This is a genomic window from Streptomyces sp. NPDC055287 (assembly GCF_053646035.1).
The window spans coordinates 161,879-175,097 of the sequence record NZ_JBSHNE010000012.1; the positions used below are offsets into that span (position 1 = coordinate 161,879).

The 13,219-nt window shown below is 69.2% G+C and carries 9 protein-coding genes; 2 read left to right on the plus strand and 7 right to left on the minus strand.

Annotation, left to right across the window (positions count from 1 at the left end; translation table 11 throughout):
* Positions 1 to 23: 23 nt before the first annotated feature.
* From ACWIHY_RS20845 to ACWIHY_RS20870, 6 genes are all read right to left on the minus strand, one after another.
* The gene (locus ACWIHY_RS20845; RefSeq protein WP_454377140.1) at positions 24 to 1,613 is read right to left on the minus strand and encodes a serine/threonine-protein kinase; all 1,590 of its coding nucleotides are present in this window, start codon (positions 1,611 to 1,613) and stop codon (positions 24 to 26) included.
* A 25-nt stretch (positions 1,614 to 1,638) separates the two neighbouring features.
* Positions 1,639 to 2,571: a zinc metalloprotease gene (locus ACWIHY_RS20850; RefSeq protein WP_454377212.1), complete on the minus strand. Its 933-nt coding sequence runs from the start codon at positions 2,569 to 2,571 to the stop codon at positions 1,639 to 1,641.
* 344 nt (positions 2,572 to 2,915) lie between these two features.
* Positions 2,916 to 4,565, minus strand: a complete 1,650-nt coding sequence (locus ACWIHY_RS20855; RefSeq protein WP_454377141.1) for an alkaline phosphatase D family protein — start codon at positions 4,563 to 4,565, stop codon at positions 2,916 to 2,918.
* An 85-nt stretch (positions 4,566 to 4,650) separates the two neighbouring features.
* On the minus strand, positions 4,651 to 5,466 hold the full coding sequence (locus tag ACWIHY_RS20860) for a thioredoxin domain-containing protein (RefSeq protein ID WP_454377142.1): 816 nt from the start codon (positions 5,464 to 5,466) through the stop codon (positions 4,651 to 4,653).
* A 54-nt stretch (positions 5,467 to 5,520) separates the two neighbouring features.
* Complete coding sequence (locus ACWIHY_RS20865; protein WP_454377143.1) at positions 5,521 to 6,225, minus strand: hypothetical protein; 705 nt, start codon at positions 6,223 to 6,225, stop codon at positions 5,521 to 5,523.
* 61 nt (positions 6,226 to 6,286) lie between these two features.
* Positions 6,287 to 7,612 (minus strand): DUF2252 domain-containing protein, encoded by a 1,326-nt coding sequence (locus ACWIHY_RS20870; protein ID WP_454377144.1) that lies wholly within the window; start codon positions 7,610 to 7,612, stop codon positions 6,287 to 6,289.
* 167 nt (positions 7,613 to 7,779) lie between these two features.
* Between ACWIHY_RS20870 and dnaE the strand changes: the two genes are divergently transcribed.
* Positions 7,780 to 11,319, plus strand: coding sequence for a DNA polymerase III subunit alpha (gene dnaE / locus ACWIHY_RS20875; RefSeq protein ID WP_454377145.1), 3,540 nt, complete (start codon positions 7,780 to 7,782; stop codon positions 11,317 to 11,319).
* A gap of 103 nt (positions 11,320 to 11,422) precedes the next feature.
* On the opposite strand, the gene ACWIHY_RS20880 is transcribed toward dnaE, so the two are convergent.
* Positions 11,423 to 11,602: a hypothetical protein gene (locus tag ACWIHY_RS20880; RefSeq protein ID WP_454377146.1), complete on the minus strand. Its 180-nt coding sequence runs from the start codon at positions 11,600 to 11,602 to the stop codon at positions 11,423 to 11,425.
* A gap of 235 nt (positions 11,603 to 11,837) precedes the next feature.
* Here ACWIHY_RS20880 and ACWIHY_RS20885 point away from each other — a divergent pair, with 235 nt between their 5' ends.
* The gene (locus ACWIHY_RS20885) at positions 11,838 to 13,214 is read left to right on the plus strand and encodes an NYN domain-containing protein (RefSeq protein ID WP_454377147.1); all 1,377 of its coding nucleotides are present in this window, start codon (positions 11,838 to 11,840) and stop codon (positions 13,212 to 13,214) included.
* The last annotated feature ends 5 nt before the right edge of the window (positions 13,215 to 13,219 follow it).

The following is a 13,219-nucleotide window of genomic DNA, read 5'->3' on the forward strand; positions in this document are numbered from 1 at the left end:
CTGCGGCTGCGGCCGGGCCGTCGTTACGGGCGCGTGCAGCGTCCCGTCGGGGCGCTCGCGGGCGGGCGGCACAGGTGGACACGGTCGGCAGGGCTGTCGCTCACCCAGCGGCCGACGCACTCGTCGGGCGTCGTACGGCCGCGCTCGGCGCAGAAGGACAGCGCCGCGCGCCCGTCGGCGAACGGGCCGGTGACGTAAATCACCCAGTACCCGGACCGGAACGAGCGGAAGTCGTCGCTCCGCAACACCTGGGCCTCCGGGACCTGCTGCCGGACGGCCGCCAGCCGGCTTTCGAGTGCGGCGCGGCCGGCGGTCAGCGGCTCGGAGTGAAGCTGCGCGATCCAGCTGCCGGCCACGGACGGCTGTCGCGGTGGCGATGAGTTCGCGGCCGGTGTGGACGGTGTGACCGGCGGCGGTGCCGAAGGGGCCGGGGACGTCGCCGGCTCCCCGCTGACGGGGGTCGCGCTCGCGGTGACCGTCGTCGTGCCGCCGCCCCTTCCGGCCGTCGGGTCCGGTTCCCGTTCCGGCTTCAGCGCGGCGTAGGCCCCCGCACCGAGCAGCGCCAGGGCGACGACCCCGGCCGCGGCGGCCAGCGGAGCCCGGCCGCGACGTGAGTGAGTGGTGACCGTCGCGGCGACGCTTCGCGGGCCGGCGGTGGGCAGCGCATGCGGCGTGGAAGGTGCGGACGCGGGCGTGGGCGGTGCGGACGCGTCGCCGGGCCGCGGTGTGTCGATCCGCGTGGGCGACGGCGGTACGGGCACGGGCGCCGGCGCCGGGAAGTGTCCAGCCTCGGCGGCCGCCAGCAGTGCGTCGAGCCGGCCGGCGTCCGGGCGCGCGGCCGGGTCCCGTACCAGCAGCTCCGCCAGCACCGGACCGAGCGGCCCGGCCTGCCGGGGCGGCGGAACGGGATCGTCGAGCACGGCGGCCAGCGTGGCGAGAGTGCTGCCGCGGCGCATCGGGCTGACGCCCTCCACGCAGACGTACAGCGTCATGCCCAGCGACCAGAAGTCGGACGCCGGGACATCGGCGGAGCCCCGGACGCGCTCCGGCGCCATGTACTCGGGGGAGCCGATCACCTCGCCGGTCATGGTGAGGGAGGCCGAGCCCTGGACGGCGGCGATGCCGAAGTCGGTGAGGACCGCCCGCCCGTCTGCCCGCAGCAGCACGTTGGCGGGCTTCACGTCCCGGTGATGGATGCCGACGGCGTGGGCGGCGCGCAGGGCGGCGAGGATCTCGCGGCCGGTGCGCGCCGCCTCCCGGGGCGGCAAGGGGCCCTCCTCCAGGCGGTGCTGGAGGGTACGGCCCGGCAGGAGCTCCATCACGAGCCAGGGGTGCGGCTCTTCGTCGATGATGTGATGGATCGTCACCACGTGGGGGTGGCTGATCCTGGCCAGCGCTCTGGCCTCGCGCAGTACCCGCTCCCGCAGGACGTGCGAGGCCTCGGCGTCACCGGCGGACGCCGGGCCGTAAGGCAGGACTTCCTTCAGGGCGACCTCGCGGTGGAGGACGGTGTCGCGGGCACGCCATACCGTGCCCATGCCCCCTCGGCCGAGCCGCTCCAGCAGCTCGAAACGCCCGTCGACGATGTCCCCGATGTCCCCCGGCCCGCTCATGGCGTCAGAGTAGAGGACCCTTAGGTCAGCCGGCGCGGTAAGCGGTCCAGCTGTCCGTCATCCGCGTGACCTGACCGGCGGTGAACTGGTACATGCAGTTGTCGTACGTGTAGTCCATGAAGTTGTGGACCGGGTCGACGCCGGTCTTGCTGGCGCAGGAGTCACGGCCGGTCGGGCACTGGTACGCGGCGCTCTTCTCGGCCGGGGTGTCGGTGACGTAGTCGCCGTTGCCGTTGCAGCCGCCCTGGAACGTGTGGTAGAGCCCCATCCAGTGGCCGACCTCGTGGGTTGCGGTGTCGCCCTCGTTGTAGTTGGCGGAGCTGCCGCCGGGGAGCGACTTGTCGAGCACGACGACCCCGTCCATGCTCGGGCTGGAGTTGTACGAACTCGGGAAGGTCGCCCAGCCGAGCAGGCCGCCGCTGAGGTTGGCGGTGTAGAAGTTCAGCGCCCCGGCGCCGCCCTTGCGCAGGGTCGACTTCATCTGCTTCTCGGCGGTCGAACCGGACGCCAGGTTGTACCAGGAGGCGTTGTCCGTGTAGTCCGTACCGGCCAGCGTGAACTGGAAGTTGGAGTTGACGTTCCCGGTGCCCTGGCCACCGAACGCCGAGTTGAGGACAGCCATCTGGTTGTTGATGTCGGTCGCCGTGAGCTTGCCGGTGGTGCCGCTGTGCACGACGTGGAAGTACACCGGGATGGTCGTCACGGCAGTGGCGGAAAGAGCCCTGCCGGTGCCACCGGAGAGGCGGAGCTTGTCGAGTCTCTTGCGCAGGTCCGCGTCCATGGCCTTGGCCTTGGCCGCGGTGACCTCGTTGGGCTCGTCGGCGTGCTGGTCGCCCGACGGACGCGCCTCGCGGGCGCTGCTCGCGTGGGTCTCCTCGACGCACTTCTCGGCGGGCGCCTTGGCGACGGCGATGCCGGCGGGTGCGGACAGGGTGGACAGGGCCAAGGTTCCGGCCATCACTGCCGTACCGATGAACCGCTTGCGCAGAAGGGGGGATATACGAGCAAGAGCACGCACGTTGACTCCTCGCGGGGGTGGGCGAGGGTGGGTTCCTCGCCGCTGCCCGGAGGTTATGTGTGCATGTCAGATCTCGATGAGAAGCGATCAAGCCCAATCAATCCTGAGATCAATTGGGGCATCGGGACGAAAAGTTTCAGCCTGGTCCAGACTTTGAGATCTCCAGGTAAGTCCTGGGGCTACCGAGGCGGGTGGTGTGTCCGCATTCGGATGGCGGATTAACACCACCCGCCTCCTGGCGTGATCTGTCCGTAACAGGGCGCGTGATGGCTAAAAATCGCCTATCAGCGAACCGGCTGGTTCACCCGCTCGACCTTCTGCGTTCCGCTGAGCGTGCGGTACGAGCGCGCCCAGCGTGCGGTCGCGTCCTGCCGCGCCTTGTCGGAGATGACGTAGTAGTCCATCTGTGAACGCTCGCCCGTGACGTCGAGGACGCCGTAGCCGTGGGAGTCCATGTCCAGCCACTTCACGTGGCGGTTGGCGGCCTTGACCGCCGTCGAGGCGACGAGCGAGACGGTCTGCGGCGCGACGTGCAGGATGTCGTCGAGGTTGTCCGAGGAGACCGAGGTGACCACGAACTCGGTCGCCGCCGACGGCGACAGCGGGTACGTCGCCGCCTTGACCGGCACGTCGTTGGCCCACGCCATGTGGATGTCACCGGTCAGGAAGACCGTGTTCCTGACCGCCCGGTCCCTGAGGTGGGTGATCAGCTCCTTGCGGTCGTCGGTGTAGCCGTCCCACTGGTCGACGTTGACCGCGAGGCCCTCCTTGGGCAGCCCCATCAACTCGGCCAACGGCTCGAGGAGATGGGCCGGCAGGGAGCCGAACGCCACCGGCGAGATCATGACCGACGTGCCGACCAGCTTCCAGGTGGCGTCGGACGAGGCGAGACCCGCCTTGAGCCAGTCCAGCTGGGCGCGGCCCGTGAGCGTGCGCTCCGGGTCGTCCACCGAGCCGCTGCCGGTCTTCGCCTGCTCGGAGCGGAACGATCTCAGGTCCAGGAGATGCAGATCGGCCAGCTTCCCGAAGCGCAGCCGGCGGTAGACCGTGCCCTCGGTGGAGGCGCGGACCGGCATCCACTCGAAGTACGCCTGCTTCGCGGCGGCAACGCGCGCGGACCACTCGCCCTCCGCGCCCGGCGTGTGGTTCTCGGCGCCGCCGGACCAGGCGTCGTTGGCGATCTCGTGGTCGTCCCAGATGGCTATGACCGGGTGCGTGGCGTGCAGGGCCTGGAGGTCGGCGTCGGTCTTGTACTTGCCGTGGCGGGTGCGGTAGTCGGCGAGCGTGAGGATCTCGTGGGCCGGCTCGTGCTGCCGTACGACGTACGGGGGCGTCGGGTACCCGCCCGTCGCGTACTCGTATATGTAGTCCCCCAGGTGCAGGACCGCGTCCAGATCGGTGCGGGCCGCGAGATGCCGGTACGCCGAGAAGTACCCCGACTCCCAGTTGGCGCAGGAGACCACGCCGAAGCGCACCCCGGGCGTGGCGGCGTCAGTGGCGGGAGCCGTGCGGGTACGGGCGACGGGGGACACGACCCCGTCCACGGTGAAGCGGAAGTAGTAGTCGGTCGCCGGGGTCAGGCCCCGCACGTCGGCCTTGACGGTGTGGTCGGTCGCCGCGCTCGCGGTGGTCGTGCCGCGGGCCGCGGTCTTCGAGAACCCCCGGTCCTCGGCGACCTCCCACGTCACCGCGACATCGGGCCCCTTGCCGGAGCCGGGCACCGCGTCGGGGGTGGGCGTGATCCGGGTCCACAGCAGGACCCCGTCGGGCAGTGGGTCGCCGGAAGCGACTCCGTGGAGGAACTCGGGTGCCTGTACGGCGGTGGCCGCGGCCGCGGTGTGCGTGCCGGCGACGACGGGGACGGAAACAGCGGTCGCGGCAGCGGCCTTGACGACCGTACGGCGGCTGGGAGAGGAAACAAATCGACTGGTCACGGCCGTACATTACTGATCAGTACAGCTCAAGGGTGGGCAAACGCAAGAACGTTCGCCCACCCTTGGGTGAAGTGCCGTGCGGCCGCTAGCCCTTGAGGGCCTTTTCGATCGCGGTCTTGAACTCGGCCGCCGTCATGGGCGGGTTCTTGCCGTCCGACCCGGTGACCGTCTCACCGTCCATCTTCAGCGCCGGGGTGCCCTTGACTCCGCTCTTGTCGAAGGTGGCCGACATCTTCAGCGCCCAGGCGTCGAAGGTGCCGTCCTGCACGTTCCGCTGGAACTCCTTGTTGCCCTTGAGCGCGTCCACCTCGTCGGCCACCTTGATCAGGTAGTCGTCCTTGGCGAACTTGTCGTCCTGCTCCGCGGGGTGGTTCTTCTGCGAGTACAGCGCGCCCTTGAACTCCAGGAACGCCTCGGGGCCGACGTTCAGCGCGGCGCCCAGTGCGCTCAGCGCGTTGCGTGAGCCCTCGCCGGGGATGGTCCGGTCGATGAAGGTCGCGCCGATGTACTTGACCTTGTACTTGCCTGCGTCGACATCCTTCAGAATCGTTTCGCCGTTGGCCTGCTCGAAGGTCGCGCAGACGGGGCAGCGCGAGTCCTCGTACAGCTCCAGCGTCTTCTTCGCGTCCTTTTTGCCGACGACGACGGTCGTGCCGTCCTTGCCCTCGGTGTTGGCGGGAGCGGTGACCTGCTTCTCGTTCTTCGCGGCCTCCCAGGCGGAGGGCTCGTTCGCCTGCATGACGCCGTATCCGACGCCGCCGGCCACCGCGAGGACGCCGACGATCGAAAGCGCGACGATCACCTGGCGGCGCGTCTTGTCCTTCTTGGCCTGCCGCTCGCGCTCGGCGCGCAGTCGCTCGCGGGCAGCCGCCTTGTTGGCCTGGTTGTTGCGTGCGCTCATGGTCGTGTTCTCCGTACGTGAAGAGGAAGGTGAGGGAGGGATGCTGGGCCGGGCTCAGGCGAAAACGCATGCCGAGCGCGGCGGACCCCTGCGTCCCACGGAGTGCACGAACAGGCGGCCCGGGGAGGCGGTACGGACCCGGCGGGCGAGCCGCACCGGGCGGCGTACGGGCAACTGGGCGGCGCCGGCCACGACGACCGCGATCAGCAACGGCCGGAAGGTGAACGCGGCCACGGTCCGCACCAGGCCGGCCAGCGCCGCCTCACCGCGCCGCAGCCAGGCCGCGGCGAGCAGTCCCACCGCGACATGGGCGGCGAGCAGCGCCCAGGGGAGGGCGGGGTCGGGAGAGCTGAGGAGGGCGGCGACGCTCTCCTGCGGACCGGTGACGCGTGCGAGCGGAGCGCCGAGCCCGCTTTCGGGGCCGCCGCTTCCGCCGCACAGTACGTCGAACCCGACCGAGCGCAGGGAGCCCGCCACCGGGCCGCCCGCGGCGCCGTAGCAGAGGTGCTGTCCGGTGGTGAAGACGGTGTCGGCGGCCAGCTCCAGCGGTACGAGCAGACCGGCGATGGCGCCGAAGCCGCGCTCGCGACCCGCGAGCGCGTACGCGACGGCGAACACAGCGGCCGCGATCCCGGCCACCACGGTCAGCGGCAGCGGCACCCGGGACAGCAGCACATGGGACGCGGCCGAGAGCGTGACGACGAGCGCGGTGAAAAGCGCAGCACGCACCACCCTCAGCTGCGTCCCGGATACGTCCATGGGACGTGATTTTGCCACGGCTTGCTGTAAGGGAGCCCTAAAGCCGTGACCGCCGCGCCGCTCAGAGGCCAGGGATCCGGCCATTCCTGAACAGGTCGACGAAGATCTGGTGGTCGGCCCGCGCCCGCGCCCCGTAGGAATGCGCGAAGTCCACCAGCTGGTCGCCGAAGCTGTCCTCGTCGCCCGCGATGGCCGCGTCGATCGCCCGCTCCGTGGAGAACGGCACCAGCGAGTGCCCGCTCTCGTCGTCCGCCGCCGAGTGCATCGTGGCCGTCGCCCTGCCGAGGTCCGCGACGACCGCCGCGATCTCGTCGAGGTCGTCGATGTCCGACCAGTCCAGGTCCACGGCGTACGGCGAGACCTCCGCGACCAGCTGCCCCGTCCCGTCCAGCTCCGTCCAGCCCAGCCACGGGTCCGCGTGCGCCTGCAGGGCGCGCTGCGAGATCACCGTGCGGTGGCCCTCGTGCTGGAAGTAGTCGCGGACGGCGCCGTCCGTGATGTGCCGGGAGACCGCCGGAGTCTGCGCCTGCTTCATGTAGATCACGACGTCGTTCTCGAGGGCGTCGCTGTTGCCTTCGAGCAGGATGTTGTACGACGGCAGGCCGGCCGACCCGATGCCGATGCCGCGCCGCCCCACGACGTCCTTCACGCGGTAGGAGTCGGGGCGGGTCAGGCTGGACTCGGGCAGCGTCTCCAGATAGCCGTCGAAGGCCGCCAGGACCTTGTAGCGGGTGGCGGCGTCGAGGTCGATGGAGCCGCCGCCGGCGGCGAAGCGGCGCTCGAAGTCACGGATCTCGGTCATGGAGTCGAGCAGCCCGAAGCGGGTCAGCGAGCGGGCCGAGCGCAGCGCCCCGAGCAGCGGGCCGTCGGCCGTGTCCAGCGTGAAGGGCGGCACCTCGTCGTTCTTGGCGCCGGTGGCCAGGGCGTGGATGCGCTCGCGGTAGGCGGCGGCGTACGTCCGCACCAGCTCGGTGATCTGCTCGTCGCTCAGCGCCTTCGTGTAGCCGATGAGCGCGACGGAGGCGGCGAAGCGCTTGAGGTCCCAGGTGAAGGGGCCGACGTACGCCTCGTCGAAGTCGTTGACGTTGAAGATCAGCCGGCCCTGCGCGTCCATGTACGTGCCGAAGTTCTCGGCGTGCAGATCGCCGTGGATCCACACCCGGCCGGTCCGCTCGTCCAGGTACGGGCCGCCGTGCTGCTCGCGTTCGAGGTCGGCGTAGAACAGGCAGGCCGTGCCCCGGTAGAAGGCGAAGGCGGACGCGGCCATCTTGCGGAACTTCACCCGGAAGGCGGCGGGGTCGGCGGCCAGGAGCCTGCCGAACGCGGTCGCGAAGACGGCGAGAATCTGCTCGCCGCGCTGAGCGGCGTCTGTCTGCTGGACCGACATCGCCGGTTGCCTCCTGGTGCATGACGTTTTTGACAAAATGGACAGGGCGTTCCCTCTGTCCAACGCCTGACCGTACTCGTGAGTGCCCCCTCGTTGTCAGTCGGCCGACGTAGACTTCCGAGCTGTCCCCCAACCTGTCACCGACCGTTTTGCCGGAGGCCTTCGCCGTGACCAAGCCGCCCTTCACGCACCTTCACGTACACACCCAGTACTCACTGCTGGACGGTGCCGCGCGGCTCAAGGACATGTTCGATGCCTGCAACGAGATGGGCATGTCGCACATCGCGATGACCGACCACGGCAACCTGCACGGGGCGTACGACTTCTTCCATTCGGCGAAGAAGGCCGGGGTGACGCCGATCATCGGCATCGAGGCGTACGTCGCCCCCGAGTCGCGGCGCAACAAGCGGCGCATCCAGTGGGGCCAGCCGCACCAGAAGCGCGACGACGTGTCCGGTTCCGGTGGTTATACGCACAAGACGATCTGGGCGGCGAACAGGACCGGCCTGCACAACCTCTTCCGGCTGTCCTCGGACGCGTACGCCGAGGGCTGGCTGACGAAGTGGCCGCGCATGGACAAGGAGACCATCTCCCAGTGGTCGGAGGGCCTCATCGCCTCCACCGGGTGTCCGTCGGGCGAGGTGCAGACCCGGCTGCGGCTCGGTCAGTTCGACGAGGCGGTCCAGGCCGCGTCCGACTACAAGGACATCTTCGGCGAGGGCCGGTACTTCCTGGAGCTGATGGACCACGGCATCGAGATCGAGCGCCGCGTCCGCGACGGGCTGCTGGAGATCGGCAAGAAGCTCGGCATCCCACCGCTGGTCACCAACGACTCCCACTACACGTACGCGAACGAGGCCACCGCCCACGACGCGCTGCTGTGCATCCAGACGGGCAAGAACCTCTCCGACCCGGACCGCTTCCGCTTCGACGGCACCGGCTACTACCTGAAGTCGACCGACGAGATGTACGCCGTCGACTCCTCCGACGCCTGGCAGGAAGGCTGCGCCAACACGCTCCTGGTCGCGCAGCAGATCGACACGGAGGGCTGGTTCAAGGAGCGGAACCTGATGCCCAAGTTCGACGTGCCCGAGGGCTTCACCGAGGTGACCTGGTTCCGCGAGGAGACCATGCGCGGCATGGCCCGGCGCTACCCGAACGGCATCCCGGAAGACCGGCTCCAGCAGGTCGAGTACGAGATGAAGATCATCATCGACATGGGCTTCCCGGGGTACTTCCTCGTGGTGGCCGACTTCATCATGTGGGCGAAGAACAACGGCATCGCGGTCGGCCCCGGCCGAGGCTCCGCGGCCGGCTCGATCGTCGCGTACGCCATGGGCATCACCGACCTCGACCCGATCGAGCACGGCCTGATCTTCGAGCGGTTCCTCAACCCCGAGCGCATCTCCATGCCCGATGTCGACATCGACTTCGACGAGCGCAGGCGCGGTGAGGTGATCAGGTACGTCACCGAGAAGTACGGCGCCGACAAGGTCGCCATGATCGGTACGTACGGAAAGATCAAGGCCAAGAACGCGATCAAGGACTCGGCGCGCGTCCTCGGCTACCCGTACGCGATGGGCGACCGGCTCACCAAGGCGATGCCCGCCGACGTCCTCGGCAAGGGCATCGACCTCAACGGCATCACCGACCCCAAGCACCCGCGCTACAGCGAGGCGGGCGAGATCCGGGGGATGTACGAGAACGAGCCGGACGTGAAGAAGGTCATCGACACCGCGAAGGGCGTCGAGGGCCTGGTCCGGCAGATGGGTGTGCACGCGGCCGGCGTGATCATGTCCAGCGAGACGATCACCGACCATGTGCCCGTCTGGGTGCGCCACACCGACGGCGTGACCATCACCCAGTGGGACTACCCGAGCTGCGAGTCGCTCGGCCTGCTGAAGATGGACTTCCTCGGCCTGCGCAACCTGACGATCATGGACGACGCCGTCAAGATGGTGAAGTCCAACAAGGGCATCGACCTGGAGCTGCTCAGCCTCCCGCTGGACGACCCGGCGACGTACGAACTGCTGTGCCGCGGTGACACGCTGGGCGTCTTCCAGTTCGACGGCGGCCCGATGCGGTCCCTGCTGCGGCTGATGAAGCCCGACAACTTCGAGGACATTTCCGCCGTCTCGGCCCTGTACCGGCCGGGCCCGATGGGCATGAACTCGCACACGAACTACGCGCTGCGCAAGAACGGCCAGCAGGAGATCACGCCGATCCACCCGGAGCTGGAGGAGCCTCTCAAGGAGGTCCTCGGCCTCACCCACGGCCTGATCGTGTACCAGGAGCAGGTGCAGAAGGCCGCGCAGATCATCGCGGGCTACTCGCTCGGCGAGGCCGACATCCTGCGCCGCGTCATGGGTAAGAAGAAGCCCGACGAGCTCCAGAAGAACTTCGTTCTCTTCCAGGCGGGCGCGAAGAAGAAGGGGTACTCCGACGCGGCGATCCAGGCACTGTGGGACGTGCTGGTCCCCTTCGCCGGCTACGCGTTCAACAAGGCGCACTCCTCGGCGTACGGACTGGTCACGTACTGGACGGCGTACCTCAAGGCGAACCACCCCGCCGAGTACATGGCGGCGCTGCTGACCTCGGTCAAGGACGACAAGGACAAGTCGGCCGTCTACCTCAACGAGTGCCGCCGCATGGGCATCAAGGTGCTCCCGCCGAACGTGAACGAGTCCGAGTCGAACTTCGCCGCGCAGGGCGACGACGTGATCCTCTTCGGCCTGACCGCCATCCGCAACGTCGGCCAGAACGTCGTGGACTCGATCATCAGGTGCCGGAAGGCGAAGGGGAAGTACAGCTCGTTCCCCGACTTCCTCGACAAGGTCGAGGCGGTCGTCTGCAACAAGCGGACTGTCGAATCGCTCATCAAGGCCGGCGCCTTCGACGAGATGGGTCACACCCGCAAGGGCCTCGTCGCGCACCACGAACCGATGATCGACAACGTGGTGCAGGTCAAGCGCAAGGAGGCGGAGGGGCAGTTCGACCTCTTCGGCGGCATGGGCGAGGAGGAGAGCGACGAGCCGGGCTTCGGTCTCGACGTCGAGTTCTCCGACATCGAGTGGGAGAAGTCGTACCTGCTCGCGCAGGAGCGCGAGATGCTCGGCCTGTACGTGTCCGACCATCCGCTCTTCGGCATCGAGCACGTTCTGAGCGACAAGGCCGACGCCGCGATCTCGCAGCTCACCGGCGGCGAGCACTCCGACGGTGCGATCGTCACCATCGGCGGCATCATCTCGGGCCTCCAGCGCAAGATGACCAAGCAGGGCAACGCCTGGGCGATCGCGACGGTGGAGGACCTGGCCGGGTCCATCGAGTGCATGTTCTTCCCGGCGACCTACCAGCTCGTCTCGACCCAGCTCGTCGAGGACACGGTCGTCTTCGTCAAGGGACGCCTCGACAAGCGTGAGGACATCCCCCGGCTCGTCGCGATGGAGCTCATGGTCCCCGACGTGTCGTCGGCCGGGACGAACGCGCCCGTGGTCCTCACCATCCCGACGGTGAAGGTGACGCCGCCGATGGTGACCAAGCTCGGCGAGATCCTCAAGCACCACCGGGGCAACACGGAGGTCCGGATCAAGCTCCAGGGGGCGCGCAAGACGACGGTGCTGCGGCTCGACCGGCACCGCGTGCAGCCGGACCCGGCGCTCTTCGGGGACCTGAAGGTGCTGCTCGGCCCGTCCTGCCTGGCCGGGTAGGCACGTACGGAGCACACGGAGCACGTACTGGGTGCGTATGGAGAAGGGGCGCACCCGTCGTCACGGGTGCGCCCCTTCTCGTTCGCGTGCGTACGCGCTGCGATCAGTTGTGGCCGAAGCGACGCTGATGCTTACGGGCAACATCGGCAGGGCTGCCCTGTGCGTGCGTCTGCGGCTGGGCATGGGACTCGAAGGCGCTGTCCTTGGCCTGCTCGGTTCCACGCGCCGCCGAGGATGCCCGGTCCGGGTGGGCGCTCTGCTTGCGATTCTTGTTCTTGGCCATGGTGCTGCCTCCTGTGGGGGTTCTGGGGGCCAGGGCCGGGACCAGATTCACACAGCACGACATAGCTCGCATTTTGGATCATTACCGTGCGTAATTGGGGCAGTTGCGCGGCAACTTCGCCGTCCGCCACGCCGATGATCGAGTTCCGGCCGTTAACCCTCACGCAGTCGGGCAGACTCGAAGGAAGCCCGAAGCACTCCGAAGCACCTTTCGATCCCGAGGTTCCCGAAAGAGGGTGGAACGCGTGGACCGCTGCGTCGTCCTGGTGGACGCCGGCTATTTGCTGGGCGCCGCCGCGAGCCTGCTCGCCGGAGAACCGGCCCGCTCCCGCATCACCGTGGATCATGCGGCCCTCATCCAGGGCCTGCGAGAACGGGCCGAAGCGGATACGGAACAGCCGCTGCTTCGCATCTACTGGTTCGACGGCGCGCCCGACCGCGTTCCGCAGCCCGAGCACCGGCGACTGCGCGTCATGCCGCGCGTGACGGTCAGGCTGGGAGCCCTGACCCGGAGCGACGGGCGGTGGGCGCAGAAGGGCGTCGACGCCGCGATGCACGCGGAACTGACGGAGCTGGCCAGAAATCGCGCTTGCTCGGACATTGTGCTGGTGACCGGGGACGGGGATCTGCTACCGGGTCTGATGTCCGCCAAGGAACACGGCGTAGCGGTGCATTTGTGGGCCGTGCAGGCCGCCGACGGGGACTACAACCAGTCCGAGGACCTCGTCGCCGAGGCCGACGAGCGGCGGGTTCTGGACCGGGCCTGGATCACCAAGGCCGTACGGGCCAAGGACCTCACCGGGATCTGCGCGCCGCCGCCGGTGCCGCGGCCGGAAATCGCCGCCATCCTCTCGGCGCCGCTGCCGGAGTCGGCTCTCGCGGCGTCGGCGGAGCGTGCCGAACGTGCGGCGCACGCGCAGGCGCAGGCGCGGGCCGAGGCGGAAGCGTCGGGTGCGCCCGTACGGAACGGGTCCGCGCGGGCGGTGGATTCCGGGGACCCCTCGCAGGCTCCCGCGTCCACCACCGAAGCGAACGGCTCCGAAGAAGCGCATCCGGCGCACGGCACCAGGGGCGTGCCGACCCCGAAGGACCTCGCCGGCCTGCGCGGTCCGGGCGCCCAGGCGGCTCAGCATCCGCATCCTCAGCCGAACGGGGCCGCGGTGTCGTCGGGCGCCGTGGCCGGGGCCACGCTGCGGTGGTCGTCCGACAAGGGCTGGGCGGAGCGCCCGGGCAACGGCAGCCCGCTCGGCGAGCCGGCCGAGACCGCATCGCTGCCGACGCTGGCGCAGCTGACCAGCGCGGAGCAGCGCTGGGCGGACCGCGAGGAGGACATCACCACGGTCGGCGGCGACCCCTTCGAGGTCGGCCAGGTCTTCGCCCGGCGCTGGATGGAACGTCTGCCGGACCCCGGCCACACCCAGAGGCTCTCGACGATGTACCCGAGGATTCCGCACCGGATCGACGGCGAACTGCTGCGGTACGCCGCGAGGTTCGGTCTGCTGGCGCACAAGGACGACCAGATCGACGAGCACGACAGGTACGCGATCCGGGCAGGCTTCTGGCGCGAGATCGACGTGCGGGCGGCGGCGGAGCATGTGACGGCGGGAGAGTAGCGGCC